Here is an 18,677-nt window from a genome sequence, read left to right as displayed (position 1 = left end):
GACAGTGGGGTGCCGCCGGGGGTTTGCCTGCCGTTTCGTGGTGGGTCGGGGCCGCGCCGGGGGGTGTCCGTCCTCGGAACGGCGCGATGGGGTCGGAGAACAATTGACTGTTCGTTGACGCGCCAACCAGCTGCGGGCGGACACCCCCCGGCACGGCCCCTTCCGTGCGACGGCGGCTGCGGGCGCGTTGTGGTCCGGCAACAGCCGCGGGTCCCCGTCACTGACCCGTGACCCAGCGGTACTGCAACTCCGGCCGCCCCACCGTTCCGTACTGCGGGCGGCGGGCCGCGCGGCCCGCGTCCACCAGGTGTTCCAGATAACGGCGGGCCGTGATGCGGGAGATGCCCACCGTCTCCGCCACGCCCGCGGCCGTGAGGCCCTCCGCGCTGTCCCGCAGGGCCACCGTCACCCGCTCCAGCGTCGGCGCGCTCAGGCCCTTGGGGAGGGCGGCCGGGCCCGGTGCGCGCAGGGCCGCGAGGGCCCGGTCGACCTCGTCCTGGCCGCTCGCCTCGCCGACCGCCGCGTGGAACTCGGCGTACCGCACGAGCCGGTCCCGCAGGGTCGCGAAGGTGAACGGCTTCAGGACGTACTGCACGACCCCGAGGGAGACGCCTTCGCGCACCACGGTCAGGTCCCGAGCCGACGTCACCGCTATCACGTCGGCGTGGTGGCCGGCCGCGCGCAGGGAGCGGGCCAGCTGCAGACCGTGCACATCGGGAAGGTGCAGGTCCAGCAGGAGCAGGTCCACCGGGGTGCGCTCCAGGGCCCGGCGGGCCTCCGCGCCCGTGTGCGCCGTGCCCACCGCGACGAAACCCGGGACCCGGCCGACGTACAGGACATGGGCGTCGGCGGCCACCGGGTCGTCCTCCACGACCAGGACGCGGATGGCCTTCTCTCTCGTGGTGTCGCTCGTCATGCGTCGCCTCCAGGGCCCCTGGACATCGAACCCTCGGAGACCGCGTCCTGGGACGCGAGGGCGGTGGACGGCGGGACCGCGGGGGCCAGGTCCGTGCCCTTGGGAACGGGCTCCCCGGACACCGGGTCGTCCGGCTCGCCCAGCGGCAGCCGTACCTCGAACTCCGCCCCGCCCCCGTCGGCCTCCGTCACCGACAGCGAGCCCCCGTGCCGCTGTGCCGCCTGCCGTACGAGCGCCAGTCCGAGACCCCGGCCGCCCGGGCCCGCCGGCTTCGTCGAGAACCCCCGCTGGAAGACCGCATCGGCGTGCTCCGGGTCGACGCCCGGGCCCGTGTCCGAGACCCGCAGCACCAGTTCCGGGGCGCCCTCCCGGTCCTCGGTGTAGGCGGCCACCGTCACCCGCGCCCGGGCACTGCCCTGCGCCGCGTCCACGGCGTTGTCGATCAGGTTGCCGAGGATGGTCACCAGATCCCGCGCCGGCAGGGTCTGAGGCAGCAGTCCGTCGTCCAGGCTGCTGTCCTCGGACACCATCAGCTCCACGCCCCGCTCGTTCGCCTGGGCCGTCTTGCCCAGCAGCAGCGCCGCCAGCACCGGCTCGCTCACCGCCGCCACGACCTGGTCGGTCAGTGCCTGCGCCAGCTCCAGTTCGGCCGTCGCGAAGTCCACCGCTTCCTCCGCCCGGTCCAGCTCGATCAGCGAGACGACCGTGTGCAGCCGGTTCGCCGCCTCGTGCGCCTGTGAGCGCAGTGCCTGCGTGAAACCCCGCTCGGAGTCCAGCTCGCCCATCAGCGACTGGAGTTCGGTCACATCGCGCAGGGTGACGACCGTGCCGCGCCGCTCGCCGCCCGACACCGGCGAGGTGTTGACCACCAGGACCCGCGACGCCGTCAGATGCACCTCGTCCACCCGCGGCTCCGACGCCAGCAGGGCACCCGTCAGCGGGGCCGGGAGCCCCAGCTCCACCACCGACCTGCCCACCACGTCCCCGGCCACGCCGAGCAACTCCCGACCTCCGTCGTTGATCAACGCCACACGGTACTGCCCGTCCAGCATCAGCAGCCCCTCGCGTACCGCGTGCAGGGCGGCCTGGTGGTAGTCGTGCATGCGGCTGAGCTCGGACGCGTTCATGCCGTGGGTGTGGCGGCGCAGCCGGGCGTTGATGACGTAGGTGCCGACGGCGCCCAGGGCCAGCGCACCGGCTGCCACGCCGACCAGGGCCGTGACCTGGCTCTGCACGCGCTCGCTGATCGCCTCGACCCGGATGCCGGCGCTGACCAGGCCGACGATCCGGTTGCCGTCCTGGACCGGCGTGACCGCGCGGACCGACGGGCCGAGCGTGCCGGTGTAGGTCTCGGTGAACGTCTGGCCGCGCAGGGCCTTCTCGGTGTGGCCCCGGAAGGTCTGGCCGATCTGGTCCGGGTCGGGGTGCGTCCAGCGGATGCCCCGCGGGTTCATGATCGTGATGAAGTCGACGTCGGTGTCCCGCATCACCTGCATCGCGTAGGGCTGGAGCTCGGCCGAGGGGTCCGGGGTGCGGATCGCCTCCCGCACGGACGGGGAGTCGGCGACCGACCGGGCCACCGCCCTGGCCTGGCGTGTGGCGGACTCCTCGGCCTGGCTGCGGTCGCTGATGTAGGTGAAGAGCGCATATCCGGCCACGACGACCGCTATGAGCACGGCCTGCATGGCGAAGAGCTGGCCCGCCAGGCTGCGGGGACCGGGGACGGTGAGGCGCATGACGTCAGTCTGCCCCGTGGCTGATTGTGAACTAAATGAACGGAAGGGTGACCGCGCTCACAGGGCAGGACATAGTCACGGCATTCCCTATAACGCATCTCCGGGGGTCCCGCTCCCCGTTTCGCGGAGTTCCCCCGGAGTTTCCCGGACGTGAGCCGCACGCCGGTGATGCCGACGACGTCGTCAAGGAGGGCCGCCGTGACCAGCGCAGCCGACATGGCACCTGCCGCACGCAAACCCAAGCGGGACCGCACGCACTACCTCTACATCGCGGTGATCATCGCGGTCGCCGCCGGTATCGCGGTGGGCCTGGCCGCGCCGGACTTCGCTGTCGGGCTGAAGCCGATCGGCACCGGGTTCGTGAACCTGATCAAGATGATGATCTCGCCGATCATCTTCTGCACGATCGTGCTGGGCATCGGCTCGGTACGCAAGGCCGCCAAGGTCGGAGCCGTCGGCGGTATCGCCCTTGTCTACTTCATGGTGATGTCGCTGGTCGCGCTGGGTATCGGCCTGGTCGTCGGCAACGTCCTGGATCCGGGCTCCAGCCTCGCGATGACCGACGCCGTCAAGGAGGCCGGTCACGCACAGGTCGACCCCGAGGCCAGCACGAACACCACCGACTTCCTGCTGGGCATCATCCCGACCACGATCGTCTCCGCCTTCACCAACGAGTCGGTCCTGCAGACCCTGCTGATCGCCCTGCTCGCCGGCTTCGCGCTGCAGGGCATGGGCTCGGCGGGCCAGCCGATCCTGCGCGGTATCGAGCACATCCAGCGGCTCGTCTTCCGCATCCTCGCGATGGTGATGTGGGCCGCCCCGATCGGCGCCTTCGGCGCGATCGCCGCCGTGACCGGCTCCGCGGGCCTGGACGCGCTCAAGAGCCTGGCCGTGCTGATGCTCGGCTTCTACGTGACCTGCTTCCTCTTCGTCTTCATCGTGCTCGGCGTCCTGCTGCGCGTCATCTCCGGCCTGAACATCTTCACGCTGTTCAAGTACCTGGGCCGTGAGTTCCTGCTGATCCTGTCCACCTCCTCCTCCGAGTCCGCGCTGCCGCGGCTCATCGCGAAGATGGAGCACATGGGCGTCAGCAGGCCGGTGGTCGGCATCACCGTCCCGACCGGCTACTCCTTCAACCTCGACGGCACCATGATCTACATGACCATGGCCTCGCTGTTCATCGCCGACGCCATGGGCACCCCGATGTCCATCGGCGAGCAGATCCCGCTGCTGCTCTTCCTGCTGGTCGCCTCCAAGGGCGCCGCCGGTGTCACCGGAGCGGGCCTCGCGACGCTGGCCGGTGGTCTGCAGTCGCACAAGCCGGCCCTGGTGGACGGCATCGGCCTCGTCGTCGGCATCGACCGCTTCATGAGCGAGGCCCGCGCCCTGACCAACTTCGCCGGCAACGCCGTGGCCACCGTGCTGATCGGCACCTGGACGAAGGAGATCGACAAGGAGCGCGTGGGCGAGGTCCTCGCCGGCCGGCTGCCCTTCGACGAGGAGACGCTGGTGGACGACGGCCACAGCGGCGCCCCGGCCGACGAGCCCGCCGAGGCGTCCGAGCAGGGCGGCGAGAAGGAGCTGGCGAAGGCCTGACGGCCGCGCCGCCCCCAGAATCCGGGCGGCTGGGTGTCCCCCCGTCGCTCAGCCGCCCGGTCACACCGTTCAGAAGTTCAGTCGTTCAGCTTCGCCACCAGCTCGGTGGCCCTCGAGGCGGGCACGCCCGCCGCGGTCAGTACCGTGACCGCGGCGCAGCGGCCCGCCTCTTCCGCTGCCAGCAGGCCGTCGTTCACGGCCTCCAGAACCGCGAACAGCATCTGCTCGTGCACGTACGCCAGGGCCGGCGCCGGCAGTGGTGAGACGAAGACGCCCTCGTCCAGACCCCGCCGCAACAGCCCGATGCTCTCCTCGCGGATCGGCGCGAGCCGCTCCCGGATGCCCTGCACGGTGACCGTGCGCTGGGCGAGCGCGACCAGCAGCCGGTAGCGGTCGGCGATCTCCCACACCGCCAGCACCGAGCGCGCCAGGGCCTCCGCCGGGTGCCCCACACCCGCGCGGCCCGCCGCGTCCGCGGCCGACAGCGCCTCCACGGCCTCGTCGACGAGCGTGCTGATCAGCGCCTCGCGGCTCGGAAAGTGCCCGTACACGGTCCGGCGTACGACGCCCGCGGCACGGGCGATCTGGTCCATGGACGCGTCGGGGTCCCGCAACAGCTCGGCGAGGGCGATGTCGAGGATGCGGCGCCGGTTGGCGTCGGCGCGGCTGGTGTTGCCCGTGGTCATGGACGTCATTGTGCCCCTCCTTCATCGACTTGCACAGTGCTGTGCAACGGCGTATCTTGCACACTGTTGTGCAAATGCACATCCCTGTGCAAGTCCATGAGGAGGCAACCCGCCATGGGACTCGTCGTGACCGAACCGGTCGAGAGGATGGAACGCCCCTACGCACGCCGCTGGTGGGCGCTTCTCGTGCTCTGCCTGAGCCTGCTGATCATCGTGATGGCGAACACCGCCCTCACCGTCGCCGCGCCCGACATGACCCAGGACCTCGGCCTGTCCAGCGCCGACCTCCAGTGGGTCATCGACGGCTACACCGTCCCGTACGCCGCGCTGATGCTGCTGCTCGGCGCGATCGGCGACAAGTACAGCCGCCGGGGCGCGCTCGTCCTCGGGCTGGTCGTGTTCGGCGCGGGCGCGGTCCTCGGCTACCTCGCCGACAGCTCCACGGCGGTCATCGCGGCACGTGCCGTGATGGGAGCCGGCGCCGCGATGATCATGCCCGCCACACTGTCCCTGCTCGCCGCGACGTTCCCGCGCGGCGAACGCGCCAAGGCCATCACCCTGTGGACCGCCACGGCCGGCCTCGCCATCGCGGCCGGACCGCTGGTCGCCGGGGCGCTGCTGGAGCACCACGGCTGGTCGTCGACGTTCCTCATCAACGTTCCCGTCGCCGCCCTTGCCGTCGTCGGCACGTTCGTCCTGGTGCCGCCCTCCAGGGCCGGCCACCGGGAGCGCATCGACTACGTCGGCGGGCTGCTGTCGGTGGTGTGGACCGGCGCGCTCGTGTACACGATCATCGAGGGGCCGCACTTCGGCTGGGGTACCAGGGCCGTCGCGGCTGCGGTCGTCGCGGGCGCCGGGCTCCTGGCCTTCGTGCTCTGGGAGCTGCGCCACCCGCGTCCCCTCCTCGACGTGCGCCGCTTCACCGACCGCCGCTTCGCGGGCTCCAACCTCGCCGTCGCCCTGTTCTTCCTGGCCGTCTTCGGCGCCTTCTACTACCTGACCCAGCACCTGCAGTTCGTCCTCGGCTACGACGCCCTGGACACCGGCCTGCGCATGCTGCCGCTGGCCGGCGCCGTCTTCGTGGGCTCGGCCCTCACCGGCTACCTCACCCCGCGGACCGGCATGAAGTGGACCGTCACGGCCGGCATGGTCGGCGGTACGGCGGCCCTGGCACTGCTCACCCGGGTCGACGCCGGATCCTCCTACGGCGACTTCGTCGCGCCCCTGATCGTCCTCGGCCTCGCGATCGGGCTCGCGCTGTCGCCCTGCACGGACGCGATCATGGGGGCGTTCCCGGAGTCCGAGCTGGGCGTCGGCGGCGCCGTGAACGACACCTCGCTGGAGCTGGGCGGCTCGCTCGGCATCGCGATCCTCGGCTCGCTGCTCGCCACCTCGTACTCCGGGCACCTCTCGGACGCGACGGCCGGCAGCAAGCTTCCCGCCTCCTCCCTGGAGACGGCGCAGGACTCCGTCGGGGCCGGGTATGCCGTGGCCCAGGGGATCGGGGACAAGGCGCGGCAGCTGACCGAGCAGGCGGCGCGGGCCGGTGACCCCCAGCAGGCGGAGGGGCTTCGGGCGCAGGCCGAGCAACTCGGCGCCGGAGCACGCCAGATGGCCGAGGCGGTGGGTTCCTCGTTCGCCGACGCGGTCGCGCACACCAGTCTGGCCGGCGCCGTGATCCTGGGCGTCGGGACGGTAGGGGTGGCACTGCTTCTGCCCGGCAGGAGCAGGCCCGCGGACGAGCCTGCCGAGGACCGGGAGCTGGAGTCCGCCGGAACCCGCTAGGACCGCCCCGCGCGGCCGCCCTCCGGGCGAGGAGGCCGCTGTCGCGGCGGGCCCGGGCGGGTCCCCGACCCGTCCGGCCCGCTCCGCGAGGCCCGGCACGGCTCCCCCGAGCTCTCCCGCCCGGCACGCCGAGAACGCGCGCCGGAAGCCGCGCGACCGCCCTCCGGGCGAGCGAGCCGCTGTCGCGCCAGGCAGCGGGCGGGTCTCCGCCAAGCCCGTCCTGCTCTGCGAGGTCCGGCACGGCGCCCCCAGCCGCCCGGCCGCCGGGAGTTCGCACCGAACGCCGCGCGGCCGACCCTCCGGGCGAGGACGCCGCGGTCGCGAGAGGCCTACGCGCGGACCGGTCGGGTGGACTCGTCCAGGCGTGCCCGTTCTTCCGGCGTGAGCAGCAGGTCCGCCGCGGCCGCCGAGTCCCTGATCGTCTCCGGCCGGCTCGCCCCCGGAATGGGGACGACCGTCGGGGACCTCGTCAGCAGCCAGGCCAGGCCGATCCGTTGGGGACTCACACCGCGCTCCCGCGCCACCGCGTGGAAGGCGGCGAAGCGATCCGCCCCCTCCGTGCGCGACGGCCCGTCCAGGGAGCTGCGGGCCAGCCCGCCCAGCGGGCTCCACGGCAGGAAGGCCAGCCCCAGTTCCGCGCACAGCCGCAGTTCCGGCTCACTGTCCCGGACGGCGGGGGAGTACCGGTTCTGCACCGACACCAGCCGGTCGCCGAGGATCTCGCGCGCCCGGCGGATCTGGTCCGTGTCCGTGTTGGACACGCCGGCCAGCCGGATCGTGCCGGCGTCGAGCAGCTCGCGCAGCGCGCCGACCGACTCCTCGAACGGCACCGCGGGGTCCGGCTTGTGCAGCTGATACAGGCCTATCGCCTCGACGCCGAGCCGCTTGAGCGAGGCCTCGGCGGCGGCCTTGAGATGACGGGGGGAGCCGTTCACCGTCCAGTCGCCGCCGGCCGGGCGGCCGCGACCGCCCTTCGTGGCCACCAGGACGCCGGAGGTGTCACCGCCGTAGGTGGCCAGCGCGCGGGCCACCAGACGCTCGTTGTGGCCGGGCTCCGCGCCCGGCAGATGGTAGGAGTCGGCCGTGTCCAGCAGGGTCACGCCCGCGTCGAGCGCGGCGTGCACGGTGGCCAGGGCACGCTCCTCGTCCGGGCGGCCCTCGATGGACAGCGGCATGGCGCCGAGTCCGACCGCACTCACCCGCAGTCCGCCAAGTGTCCTGTACCGCATGTCAGTCGCCCTTTCCGAGGGTCTCCGCGACGGCACGCGGCAGCCACTGCCGGGCGTCGGTGAAGGCATACCCGAGCCGGGCGGCACGGGCGTTGTCCATGCCGTAGGAGCGGCGGAAGGAGAACGGCGAGACCTCACCGACCTCGACGGGCCGGAACACGGCACGACCGCCCGGGACATGCGCGGCCACCGCCTCGCACAGGTCCTCGGTGGTCAGCGTCCCGCTGGAGGCCGCGTTCACGGGTCCGGTGAAGTCCTCGCCCGCCGCCCAGGCCAGGAAACGGGCGATCTCCTCGACGTGGACGTACGTGGCCGGCTGGTTCCGGGCGGGGACGGCGATCGGCTCGCCGGTCCGTATCCGCTCGGCGTAGTGCGCCAGCCGGCCGGTGAAGTCGTCGTGCCCGCCCAGCACATGGGCGACCCGCACCGCCGTGTACGGAAACGCCGGGCCGCCGGCCGCGAGGACCGCCTCGGCCTGCCGCTTGCCCTCCCCGTAGTTGGCCTCCAGGAACAAGGGGTCGTCCCAGGGCAGTTCGAGGCCGACCGTGACGGTGGACGGGTCGACGGCCTCCTCGGGCACCAGGGTGGCGGAGTCCTCGTACTCGTACACCTCGACCGTCGAGGTCATCACATACCGGCGGGTACGGCCGGAGAAGACGCGGCGGGCGAGTTCCGCCTGGCGCGGTGTGTAGCAGACCTGGTCGACGACGACGTCGAATGCGCGTGACCCGAGCGCGGCGGTCAGGGACCGCTCGTCGTCCCGGTCGGCGCGCAGCCGCTCGACCCCGGCCGGCGGCGGGGAGGATCCCCGGTTCAGCACGGTGACACGGTGCCCTTCCGCGAGCAGCCGCGTGATCAGACGCTTGCCCACATAACGGTTCCCGCCGATGACCAGCACTTCCCGGACCTTTTCCATGGCCATAATTCTCCCGGCTCACATCCACGTGCTGAAGGGGGAACCATGGGAGTCACGGCCGCCGCACCGAAAGAACCACGGCATCCGCGGGCCGCCGCCAACGAAACATCGGTGGTGTTCGACGCGCTGGACCGGCAGATCCTCGAACTGCTCCAGACCGACGGCCGGATCAAGCTCAGCGAGCTGGGCCGCCGGGTCCGGCTCAGCCCGGCGGCGGTCACCGAGCGGGTGCGGCGACTGGAGGCGGCGGGCGTGATCACCGGCTACGGCGCCCAGGTCGTGCCGGCCCGGCTCGGTTACGGCATCCAGGCGTTCATCCGGGTCAACCCGCACGGCGGGTACAACCTGAAGCACCCCAGGACCCTGGAGCTGATCGAGCGGCCGGAGATCGTCGAGGTGCACCACGTGGTCGGGGAGGACTGCTGGATCCTCAAGGTGGCCGTGCGGGACACCGTGCATCTCGAGGAGATCCTGGAGGAGGTCTCCGCGCTGGGACGCACGACGACGTCGATCGTGCTGACCTCCCCGCTGGAGCGGAAACCGCTGTTGCCCTGACGCGGGCGTCAAGGATTACGTTCGATCGCATGCGAATCGGCGAGCTGGCCGCGCGGGCCGGGACCACGACACGGACGCTGCGGTACTACGAGTCGCGCGGGTTGCTGCCCGCGCGGCGGGAAGGCAACGGGTACCGGAGCTACGACGAGAGCGATCTGCGGCTGCTGCGGCAGATCCGGACGCTGCAGGACTTCGGGTTCGACCTGGAGGAGACGCGGCCCTTCGTGGAGTGTCTGCGGGCCGGCCATCCCGAGGGCGACTCCTGCCCGGCGTCGCTTGCGGTCTACCGGCGCAAACTGGCTGAACTCGACGGTCTGATCAGCCAGTTGACGGGCGTGCGGGAGACGGTCGCGCGGCAGCTCGCGCGGGCCGAGCTGGCCGCCGAGGCGGAGGCTCCGGGGGGTCCGGAGCCACGTTGCGAGCTGGGAGGGCGCACATGGTGATCGATGTGACGGACGCGGACTTCGAGGCGGAGGTGATCGGCGCCGGCCTTCCGGTGCTGGTGGAGTTCACCGCCGCCTGGTGCCCGCCGTGCCGGCAGATGGGGCCGGTGCTCAGCGCGCTGGCCACCGAGGAGGGGGAGCGGCTGAAGGTGGTACAGCTCGACGTGGACACCAACCCGCTGACAACGAACGCCTACAAGGTGCTCTCCATGCCGACGTTCATGGTGTTCCGTGGCGGTGAGCCCGTGAAGTCGATGGTGGGGGCGCGTGCCAAGCGGCGGCTGCTGGAGGAGCTCGCCGACGTGCTGTGATTCCGCCCTGAAGAAGAGAAATCCCCCGGGTAATTGCGCTCGGGGGATTTCCTTGCGTATATTTGCCTATTCGTGACTTCAAGTCCGAAGAGGTCACAGCGAAGTTCAGTGAGCACAGTATATCCGGGCGGGAGTGGAATTGTCAAACACCGAATTTCCGGACGATGAATTGCGTCAGGAACAGGAATTCATCGACGGGTTGTACGCGCGCGTGGACGCGCTGCGCGGCGACGCCGAGACCTCCGTCACGGACGCCCTCGCGCAGGGCAACACCCCCATGCAGGCCAGACTCGAGCGGGACATCCTCGTGGCGGAGCGCTCCGGGCTGCTCGCCGCGCTGAACGCGGTGGACGGCTCCCTGTGCTTCGGCCGGATCGACCTCACCTCCGGCACCACCCACCACATCGGCCGGATCGGGCTGCGCACCGACGACGCCGAGCGCACCCCCGTCCTGATCGACTGGCGTGCCGACGTCGCCCGCCCCTTCTACCTGGCCACCGGCCACACCCCGATGGGGCTGAGGCGCCGGCGCCACATCGCGACCGACGGCCGCACGGTCACCCACCTCCACGACGAGATCCTCGACCTCGGCGACGAGACCCGCACCGGCCACGAGGACCCGACGGGCGACGCCGTGCTGCTCGCCGCGCTCAACTCGGCCCGCACCGGCCGGATGAGCGACATCGTGCAGACCATCCAGGCCGACCAGGACCGCATCATCCGCGCCCCGCACCGCGGCGTCATGGTGGTGGAGGGCGGCCCCGGCACCGGCAAGACCGCCGTCGCCCTGCACCGCGCCGCCTATCTGCTGTACGAGCACCGCGAGCTGCTCGTCAAGCGGGCGGTGCTGATCGTCGGGCCCAACCCGGCGTTCCTCGGCTACATCGGCGAGGTGCTGCCCTCCCTCGGCGAGACGGGCGTGCTCCTCGCGACCGTGGGCGAGCTGTTCCCCGGGGTGAAGGCGACCGCGTCCGACACACCCGAGGCCGCCGCCGTGAAGGGCCGCGCCGACATGGCCGACGTCCTCGCCGAGGTCGTGCGCAGCCGGCAGGCGCTGCCCGACCCGGTGATCGCCATCGAGCACGACCGCGAGGTCCTCATGCTCGACGACGGTCTGGTGAACGTCGCCCGCGAACGCGCCCGAGCCACGAAGCTGCCGCACAACGCGGCCCGTGAGCACTTCGAGGGCCACATCCTCAACACGCTCACCGAGCTGTACGCCGAGCGCATCGGCACCGACCCCTTCGACGGGTCCAGCCTGCTCGACCCCAGCGACATCACCCAGATCCGCGACGACCTCGCCGAGAACCCCGACGTCTGGTCCGCGATCGACCAGCTGTGGCCGGTGCTCACCCCGCAGCGGCTTATCGCCGACTTCCTCGCCGCCCCCGAGGAGTTCCTCTCCGCCGAGGACGCCGACGCCGTACGCCGCCCGGTGACCCGTCACTGGACGGTCTCCGACGTGCCACTGCTCGACGAGGCCGCCGAACTCCTCGGCGAGGACGACCGGCTGGCCCGGGAGCGCGCCGCGCGCGAGCGGGAGGAGCAGATCGCCTACGCGCAGGGCGTGCTGGAGGTGTCGTACGCGTCCCGGACCTACGAGTTCGAGGACAAGGAGGAGGACGACCCCGAGGGGTCCGAGGTGCTGTCCGCGCACGACATCATCGACGCCGAGCGGTTCGCCGAGCGGCACGAGGAGGACGACCACCGCAGCGCCGCCGAGCGCGCCGCGGCCGACCGGACCTGGGCGTTCGGCCACATCATCGTCGACGAGGCGCAGGAGCTGTCGCCGATGGCCTGGCGGCTGCTGATGCGGCGCAGCCCGACCCGCTCGATGACCCTGGTCGGCGACCCCGCGCAGACCGCGGAGGCGGCCGGGGTCGGCTCCTGGGCGGGCATCCTCGCCCCGTTCGTCGAGGACCGCTGGGAGCACACCCGGCTGGGCGTCAACTACCGCACCCCGGCCGAGATCATGGACGTCGCGGCGGCCGTGGTCCGCGCCGAGCACCCGGACTTCGAACCGCCGAGCTCGGTCCGCTCCACGGGCGTACGCCCCTGGGCCCGCGCCACCGACGACCTGCCGGGCGCCGTCGCCAAGGCGGTCGAGGAGCTCACCCCGGACGAGGGGCGGCTCGCGGTGATCGCGCCCCGCGACCTCCACCGGAGCATCGCCGCCCGGCTGGACGGCGTCACGGCGGGCGCCGAACCCGACCTCACCCGGACGGTCGTCCTGCTCGATCCGCGGCAGGCCAAGGGCCTGGAGTTCGACTCCGTCCTCGTGGTCGAGCCCGGCCGGTACGGCACCAGTGACCTGTACGTGGCGCTGACCCGGGCCACCCAGCGGCTCGGAGTGCTGCACACCGGGGAGCTGCCCGAGTCTCTGTCGCAGTCGTTCGGGTAGCCCCGGCACGGCGGTGGAGACGCCCGAGACCTCCTTCGGGACAGGGCGTCGTCCACCGTCATGAGACCGCCGGGGCCTTCGGGGCCCCGCGGGGTGTCACCTACCGCCTACGCCGGGCGCAGCCACACCGTCGCCAGCGGGGGCAGGGTCAGGCGAATGCTCGCCGGGCGGCCGTGCCAGGGCTGGGCCTCGGGTTTGACCGGGTCGGGGTTGGTGACGTCGCTGCCGCCGTAGCGGCCGGCGTCGGTGTTGACGGCCTCGTGCCAGGCGGGGACGTCCTCGGGCACGCCCAGCCGGTAGTCCTCGCGGACGACCGGCGCGAAGTTCGACACCGCCAGCAGCGGGGTGCCCTCCGGGTCCAGCCGCAGGAACGCGAGGACGTTGTCGTCGGCGGCGTCCCCGACGATCCATTCGAAACCGGCCGGGTCCGTGTCGAGGCGCCACAGCGAAGGGGTGGCGCGGTAGACGGTGTTGAGGTCACGGACCAGGTCACGGACGCCCCGGTGGTCGGGCTCGGCGCCGTAGCCCGGGTCCAGCAGCCACCAGTCGGGTCCGTGCGCCTCGGACCACTCGGCGCCCTGCGCGAACTCCTGCCCCATGAACAGCAGCTGCTTGCCCGGGTGGGCCCACATGAAGCCGAGGTAGGCCCGGTGCCCGGCGCGCTGCTGCCACCAGTCGCCGGGCATCTTCGACACCAGGGACCGCTTGCCGTGCACCACCTCGTCGTGGGAGATCGGCAGCACGTAGTTCTCGCTGTAGGCGTACACCATCGAGAACGTCATCTCGTGGTGGTGGTACTTGCGGTGCACCGGCTCGTGGCTCATGTACTGCAGCGAGTCGTGCATCCAGCCCATGTTCCACTTCAGCCCGAACCCGAGCCCGCCGAAGCCGCTCGGCCCCTTGTGGTGGGTGGCGCGGGTGACACCGTCCCAGGCGGTCGACTCCTCGGCGATCGTGACCACGCCGGGCACCCTGCGGTACACCGTCGCGTTCATCTCCTGCAGGAACGCCACCGCGTCCAGGTTCTCCCGGCCGCCGTGCTCGTTGGGCGTCCACTGGCCCGGCTCGCGGGAGTAGTCGAGGTAGAGCATGGACGCCACCGCGTCCACGCGCAGCCCGTCGATGTGGAATTCCTCGCACCAGTACACCGCGTTCGCCACGAGGAAGTTGCGCACCTCGTTGCGCCCGAAGTCGAACTCCAGCGTGCCCCAGTCGGGGTGCGCGGCCCGCAGCGGGTCCTCGTGCTCGTACAGCGGACGGCCGTCGAACTCGGCGAGCGCCCAGTCGTCGCGCGGGAAGTGCGCCGGAACCCAGTCCATCAGGACACCGATGCCGGCCTGGTGCAGCTTGTCGACCAGGTACCGGAAGTCGTCGGGCGTGCCGAGGCGGGCCGTGGGCGCGTAGAAGCCGGTGACCTGGTAGCCCCAGGAGCCGCCGAACGGGTGCTCGGCGACCGGCATCAGCTCGACGTGCGTGAAGCCCAGGTTCTTCACGTACGTGGGGAGCTGCTCGGCGAGTTGACGGTATGTCAGCCCAGGTCGCCAGGACGGCAGATGGATCTCGTACACCGAGAACGGCGACTCGTGCGCCGGGGCCTCGGCGCGCCGGGCCAGCCACTCGGCGTCGCCCCACTCGTACCGCGAGGACGTGATGACCGACGAGGTCGCCGGCGGCACCTCGGTGCGGCGGGCCAGCGGGTCGGCGCGCAGCGTCTTCGAACCGTCGGGGCGGGTGATCTCGAACTTGTACAGCTCGCCCTCGCCGATGTCCGGCAGGAACAGCTCCCACACCCCGGACGACCCCAGCGACCGCATGGCGTGGCCGGTACCGTCCCAGAAGTTGAAGGTGCCGGCCACGCGCACGCCGCGCGCGTTCGGCGCCCACACCGCGAACCGCGTGCCGGTCACGCCCTGGTGGGTCGTCGGGTGCGCGCCCAGCGCCGTCCACAGCTCCTCGTGCCGGCCCTCGCCGAGCAGGTGCAGGTCCAGCTCGCCCAGCGTGGGCAGGAAGCGGTAGGCGTCCTCGGTCTCCAGGACCGTCCCGTCGTACTCCACGAGCAGCCGGTACGCCGGCACCTCCGTCAGCGGCAGCAGCCCGGAGAAGAACCCCTCCCCGTCGTCGTGCAGTTCCGCCCGCACGTCCCCGGAGAGGACGGTCACGGACCGCGCGTACGGCCGGAACGCCCGGAAGGCGACCCCGCCGGGCACGGGGTGGGCGCCGAGTACGGAGTGCGGGTCGTGGTGCGTGCCGTGGAGCAGCCGGTCCCGGTCCACCGCGTCGACGGCGGGCGAGACGGCGATCTCCATCTCCGGCGGCACGACCTGTGCGGGGGCGGCCTTCGCAGCGGTGGCTGAGCCGGTGGTGGCCGTGCCGGTGGTGGATGTGCCGGTGGCGGTCGTGGCGGCGGTGGTCGGCCCGGTGGTGGTCTTCCTGGCGGTGGACTTCTTGGCAGGCGCCTTCTTCGTGGTGGCCTTCTTCGCGGAGGGACTCACGGCTGCCGCCTTGGCGGCGGTGGCCTTGGCGGCAGTCGCCTTGGCAGCGGCGGCCTTCGTGGCGGCGGCCTTCTTGGCCGCCGCTTTCGTGGGCGTCGCGGAGGTCGCCTTCTTGGCGGTCGCCTTCGTTGCCGTCGGCTTCTCGGCGGCTGTCTTCGTCGCCGCCACCTTCTTGGCGGTGGCCTTCGCCGCGGGCGCCGCCGGGGGAGCCGTCTTCTTCGCGGCCTTCTTCGTGACGGCCTTCTTGGCGGCCGTCGACTTCGCCGCGGTCGCCGTCGCGGGAGCCGTCTTCTTCGTAACGGCCTTCTTGGCGGCGGCTGTCTTCGCGGCCGTCTTCTTCGCGGCCGTCTTCTTCGCGGCCGAGGTCGCCTTCTTCGCGGCGGCCTTCGTCGCGGGCGACTGCGCCGAGGACGTCTTCTTGGCGGCGGCCTTCTTCGCGGCAGCCGACTTCGCGGGGGCCGTCCCCTTCTTGGCCGCTGCCTGTTTCGGCACCGCCGTCTTCTTCGCGGCGCTCTTCTGCTGGGCGGCCGTGGGCTGCTCGGGGATCTTCTCCCCGGCCGTCCCCTTGGGACGCGAACCGCTGGACTCAGGGCGGGGGGTCACGGGCGGAGCCTCCAGGGCGAGGGTGGGTCAGGTCAGGTGGCCGGACGAGGCGAGCCGGTCTATGGCGGCCAGGGGCACCGGCAGCCAGTCGGGGCGGTGCCGGGCCTCGTACACCACCTCATAGATCGCCTTGTCCGTCTCGTAGGCGCGCAGCAGCACCGGATCGGTGCGCGGATCGCGGCCGGAGGCCTCCGCGTAGCCGGAGCAGTACGCGGAACGGCAGGTCTCGGCCCAGTCCGGCTGGGGCGGATCGACCGAGCGCGCCGCGTAGTCGAAGGACCGCAGCATTCCGGCGACATCCCGGACCGCCGGCTGCGGCATGCGCCGCTCGGCCAGCGGCCGGGCCGGCTCGCCCTCGAAGTCGATCAGCCACCACTCGCCGGCCGGTGAGCGCAGGCACTGACCGAGGTGGAGGTCGCCGTGCACGCGCTGCGCGGTCCAGGTGCGGCCCTCGGCCGCCAGGTCGCCCAGCGCCGTGAACGCCGACCTCAGGCCGCCGGCGTACGGCCTGAGCGCGGGCACCGCATGGACGGCCGCCTCCAGCCGCTCGATCATGCCGCCGACCATCAGCTCGAGCTGCGCATGACCGAGTGTGACGGTCGGCAACGCCCGGGCAAGGGCGGTGTGCACCTCGGCGGTGGCCCGCCCGAGAGCCCGCGCCTCGGCGCCGAAGTCCTCGCCCTTGGCGAGCTCCCGCAGCGCCAGCTCCCAGCCGTCCGAGGCGCCCTGCACGAACGGCTGGAGCACCCCCAGCACGTACGGCTGGCCGCCGAGGTCCCCCGGATCCGCCGAGATCACCGGGTCCGCCGCGGGGTCGACGTCCGCGACCATCCAGGCCGTCGGCGCGGGCACCCGGGGACAGCCCTCGCGGGCCAGTACCAAAGGCAGCTCCAGGTCGGGGTTGACGCCGGGCACGATCCGGCGGAGCAGCTTCAGAATGAACGTATCTCCATAGACGATCGACGAGTTGGACTGTTCCGCGGTCACCACCCGCGGCACCAGCCCGGACCGGATCTCCTGCTGCTGGTCCCGCTCGAAGCGGAGCCCGCCGATCCGGGCCTGGGTGCGCAGGGCCTCCAGGAGCAGCTCGGCGGGCCGTGGGTCGTGCAGGGCGTCGTAGGCGGTCCGGCCGGCCAGGGACCCCGTCGGCAGGTGTCCGATCAGCGCGGGCGCGAGCCGAGGCGGCAGCGCCTCGCGCACGCCTATCAGGAGCTGGTAGCAGTCGCCGGGGTGGTCGGGCGCCCCATGGGACGGCACGAGCGGCTGGTGGGCGCGGACCAGCAGGTGGTACAGGCCGAGCTTGCCGCTGTTCGGGAGCAGCTCGGTGGCGGCGACCAGCGTGAACCCGGTGACCGGACGTCCCTTGCCGGCGAACCAGCGCTGGCGTGGCAGCCACTCCCGCAGCAGTGGATCCAAGGAGGCAAGAAGGCCGGGCGGGGTGGTGACGGTGCGTGTGACGGCTTCCGACATGGCGTCGCGTCCTTTCACCCATATGTGGTGCGCCTCCGGGTGGCTTCGGCAGCCCCCGGCGGCGCCCCTCCGGCTCACGCGGGTGGGCGGGGTGTTACTGATGCGTGCCCCGGGCGGGGCAGGAGAAACGCCCCGCCACGGGGGTTTGCCGCCCACCCCGCCGATCTGGCCTCAACAGGCCGATTCCGGCCTCATACGGCGTCCCTGCGCAGCCGGAACCAGTAGAAGCCGTGGCCCCCGAGGGTCAGCAGATAGGGCAGTTCGCCGATGGCCGGGAAGCGGACCCCGCCGAACAGTTCCACCGGGTGCCGCCCCTCGAAGGCGCTCAGGTCCAGCTCCGTGGGCTGCGCGAAACGCGAGAAGTTGTTGACGCAGAGCACCAGGTCGTCCTCGTACTCCCGCAGGAACGCCAGCACCGCCGGGTTCGTCGACGGCAGCTCGGTGTAGGAGCCGAGACCGAAAGCCGGGTTCTGCTTGCGGATCTCGATCATGCGGCGGGTCCAGTGCAGCAGCGACGACGGCGAGGCCATGGACGCCTCGACGTTCGTGACCTGATAGCCGTAGACCGGGTCCATGATCGTGGGCAGGAACAGCCGCCCCGGGTCGGACGAGGAGAAGCCCGCGTTGCGGTCGGGCGTCCACTGCATCGGCGTGCGCACCGCGTCCCGGTCACCGAGCCAGATGTTGTCGCCCATGCCGATCTCGTCGCCGTAGTACAGGATCGGCGAGCCGGGCAGCGACAGCAGCAGGGCCGTGAACAGCTCGATCTGGTTGCGGTCGTTGTCCAGCAGCGGGGCGAGACGGCGCCGGATGCCGATGTTGGCGCGCATCCGTGGGTCCTTGGCGTACTCGGCCCACATGTAGTCGCGCTCTTCGTCGGTGACCATCTCGAGCGTGAGCTCGTCGTGGTTGCGCAGGAAGATGCCCCACTGGCAGCCCGAGGGGATGGCCGGGGTCTTGGCCAGGATCTCGGAGACCGGGTAGCGGGACTCGCGGCGGACGGCCATGAAGATGCGCGGCATGACCGGGAAGTGGAACGCCATGTGGCACTCGTCGCCGCCGCTCGGATAGTCGCCGAAGTAGTCGACGACGTCCTCGGGCCACTGGTTGGCCTCCGCCAGCAGCACCGTGTCCGGGTACTGCGCGTCGATCTCCTTGCGCACCCGCTTCAGGAAGGCGTGCGTGGCCGGGAGGTTCTCGCAGTTGGTGCCCTCCTCCTGGTACAGGTACGGCACCGCGTCCAGCCGGAAGCCGTCGATGCCCAGGTCCAGCCAGAACTTCAGCGCGGAGATCATCTCCTCCTGCACGGCCGGGTTCTCGTAGTTGAGGTCCGGCTGGTGGGAGAAGAAACGATGCCAGTAGTACTGCTTGCGGACCGGGTCGAAGGTCCAGTTGGAGGCCTCGGTGTCGACGAAGATGATGCGCGCGTCCGGGAACTGCTTGTCGTCGTCGGCCCACACGTAGTAGTCGCCGTAGGGCCCGTCGGGATCCTTCCTCGACTCCTGGAACCACGGGTGCTGGTCGCTGGTGTGGTTCAT

At 71.7% G+C, this 18,677-nt stretch carries 14 protein-coding genes; 6 read left to right on the top strand and 8 right to left on the bottom strand.

Annotation, left to right across the window (positions count from 1 at the left end; genetic code table 11):
* Positions 1–217 precede the first annotated feature (217 nt).
* Both IE97_RS0137375 and IE97_RS0137370 read right to left on the bottom strand, forming a co-directional pair.
* Positions 218–916, bottom strand: coding sequence for a response regulator (locus IE97_RS0137375; RefSeq protein ID WP_030251834.1), 699 nt, complete (start codon positions 914–916; stop codon positions 218–220).
* Complete coding sequence (locus IE97_RS0137370) at positions 913–2,652, bottom strand: sensor histidine kinase (protein ID WP_030251830.1); 1,740 nt, start codon at positions 2,650–2,652, stop codon at positions 913–915. Before IE97_RS0137370 ends, IE97_RS0137375 begins: the two co-directional genes overlap by 4 nt.
* Before the next feature lie 198 nt (positions 2,653–2,850).
* Here IE97_RS0137370 and IE97_RS0137365 point away from each other — a divergent pair, with 198 nt between their 5' ends.
* Entirely contained in the window at positions 2,851–4,248 is a 1,398-nt protein-coding gene (locus IE97_RS0137365) for a cation:dicarboxylate symporter family transporter (RefSeq protein ID WP_030251827.1), read from the top strand.
* Between the two features lie 77 nt (positions 4,249–4,325).
* On the opposite strand, the gene IE97_RS0137360 is transcribed toward IE97_RS0137365, so the two are convergent.
* Positions 4,326–4,943 carry a TetR/AcrR family transcriptional regulator gene (locus IE97_RS0137360; protein WP_030251823.1) on the bottom strand — a complete coding sequence of 206 codons (618 nt, stop codon included), beginning with the start codon at positions 4,941–4,943 and terminating at the stop codon, positions 4,326–4,328.
* A gap of 105 nt (positions 4,944–5,048) precedes the next feature.
* Here IE97_RS0137360 and IE97_RS0137355 point away from each other — a divergent pair, with 105 nt between their 5' ends.
* Positions 5,049–6,719 carry an MFS transporter gene (locus IE97_RS0137355; protein ID WP_030251818.1) on the top strand — a complete coding sequence of 557 codons (1,671 nt, stop codon included), beginning with the start codon at positions 5,049–5,051 and terminating at the stop codon, positions 6,717–6,719.
* A 329-nt stretch (positions 6,720–7,048) separates the two neighbouring features.
* On the opposite strand, the gene IE97_RS0137350 is transcribed toward IE97_RS0137355, so the two are convergent.
* Entirely contained in the window at positions 7,049–7,948 is a 900-nt protein-coding gene (locus IE97_RS0137350; RefSeq protein ID WP_030251814.1) for an aldo/keto reductase, read from the bottom strand.
* Between the two features lies 1 nt (position 7,949).
* Entirely contained in the window at positions 7,950–8,864 is a 915-nt protein-coding gene (locus IE97_RS0137345; protein WP_078603538.1) for an NAD-dependent epimerase/dehydratase family protein, read from the bottom strand.
* A gap of 45 nt (positions 8,865–8,909) precedes the next feature.
* On the opposite strand from IE97_RS0137345, the gene IE97_RS0137340 reads away from it, so the two are divergent.
* From IE97_RS0137340 to IE97_RS0137325, 4 genes are all read left to right on the top strand, one after another.
* Positions 8,910–9,419, top strand: coding sequence for an Lrp/AsnC family transcriptional regulator (locus IE97_RS0137340; protein ID WP_030251807.1), 510 nt, complete (start codon positions 8,910–8,912; stop codon positions 9,417–9,419).
* Positions 9,420–9,448: 29 nt separating this feature from the next.
* The gene (locus IE97_RS0137335; protein WP_030251804.1) at positions 9,449–9,862 is read left to right on the top strand and encodes a MerR family transcriptional regulator; all 414 of its coding nucleotides are present in this window, start codon (positions 9,449–9,451) and stop codon (positions 9,860–9,862) included.
* Positions 9,856–10,173, top strand: a complete 318-nt coding sequence (locus IE97_RS0137330) for a thioredoxin family protein (RefSeq protein WP_324605835.1) — start codon at positions 9,856–9,858, stop codon at positions 10,171–10,173. The genes IE97_RS0137335 and IE97_RS0137330 overlap by 7 nt, the downstream gene beginning before the upstream one ends.
* 169 nt (positions 10,174–10,342) lie before the next feature.
* Positions 10,343–12,574, top strand: coding sequence for a HelD family protein (locus IE97_RS0137325; protein ID WP_030251789.1), 2,232 nt, complete (start codon positions 10,343–10,345; stop codon positions 12,572–12,574).
* Between the two features lie 107 nt (positions 12,575–12,681).
* Here the strand turns inward: IE97_RS0137325 and glgB are convergent, their stop codons facing one another.
* From glgB to treS, 3 genes are all read right to left on the bottom strand, one after another.
* Positions 12,682–15,669 (bottom strand): 1,4-alpha-glucan branching enzyme, encoded by a 2,988-nt coding sequence (gene glgB / locus IE97_RS0137320; protein WP_078603536.1) that lies wholly within the window; start codon positions 15,667–15,669, stop codon positions 12,682–12,684.
* Positions 15,670–15,696: 27 nt separating this feature from the next.
* Positions 15,697–17,139 (bottom strand): maltokinase N-terminal cap-like domain-containing protein, encoded by a 1,443-nt coding sequence (locus tag IE97_RS0137315; RefSeq protein ID WP_030251781.1) that lies wholly within the window; start codon positions 17,137–17,139, stop codon positions 15,697–15,699.
* A 191-nt stretch (positions 17,140–17,330) separates the two neighbouring features.
* On the bottom strand, positions 17,331–18,677 hold a 1,347-nt coding region (gene treS, locus IE97_RS0137310), incomplete at its 5' end, for a maltose alpha-D-glucosyltransferase (RefSeq protein ID WP_030251778.1).

Source organism: Streptomyces sp. NRRL S-455, from assembly GCF_000717875.1.
Taxonomy (GTDB): Bacteria; Actinomycetota; Actinomycetes; order Streptomycetales; family Streptomycetaceae; genus Streptomyces.
Note: the sequence above shows the minus strand (reverse complement) of the source record. Positions and strands in the feature narration are given on the sequence as shown.

What these genes read in the sequence shown, in the direction of transcription:
- IE97_RS0137345 (WP_078603538.1), bottom strand. Translation starts at nt 8,864, where the DNA reads ATGGAAAAGGTCCGGGAAGTGCTGGTCATCGGCGGGAACCGTTATGTG.
- IE97_RS0137370 (WP_030251830.1), bottom strand. Translation starts at nt 2,652, where the DNA reads ATGCGCCTCACCGTCCCCGGTCCCCGCAGCCTGGCGGGCCAGCTCTTC.
- IE97_RS0137330 (WP_324605835.1), top strand. Translation starts at nt 9,856, where the DNA reads ATGGTGATCGATGTGACGGACGCGGACTTCGAGGCGGAGGTGATCGGC.
- IE97_RS0137350 (WP_030251814.1), bottom strand. Translation starts at nt 7,948, where the DNA reads ATGCGGTACAGGACACTTGGCGGACTGCGGGTGAGTGCGGTCGGACTC.
- IE97_RS0137355 (WP_030251818.1), top strand. Translation starts at nt 5,049, where the DNA reads ATGGGACTCGTCGTGACCGAACCGGTCGAGAGGATGGAACGCCCCTAC.
- IE97_RS0137340 (WP_030251807.1), top strand. Translation starts at nt 8,910, where the DNA reads ATGGGAGTCACGGCCGCCGCACCGAAAGAACCACGGCATCCGCGGGCC.
- IE97_RS0137360 (WP_030251823.1), bottom strand. Translation starts at nt 4,943, where the DNA reads ATGACGTCCATGACCACGGGCAACACCAGCCGCGCCGACGCCAACCGG.
- IE97_RS0137315 (WP_030251781.1), bottom strand. Translation starts at nt 17,139, where the DNA reads ATGTCGGAAGCCGTCACACGCACCGTCACCACCCCGCCCGGCCTTCTT.
- IE97_RS0137375 (WP_030251834.1), bottom strand. Translation starts at nt 916, where the DNA reads ATGACGAGCGACACCACGAGAGAGAAGGCCATCCGCGTCCTGGTCGTG.
- IE97_RS0137335 (WP_030251804.1), top strand. Translation starts at nt 9,449, where the DNA reads ATGCGAATCGGCGAGCTGGCCGCGCGGGCCGGGACCACGACACGGACG.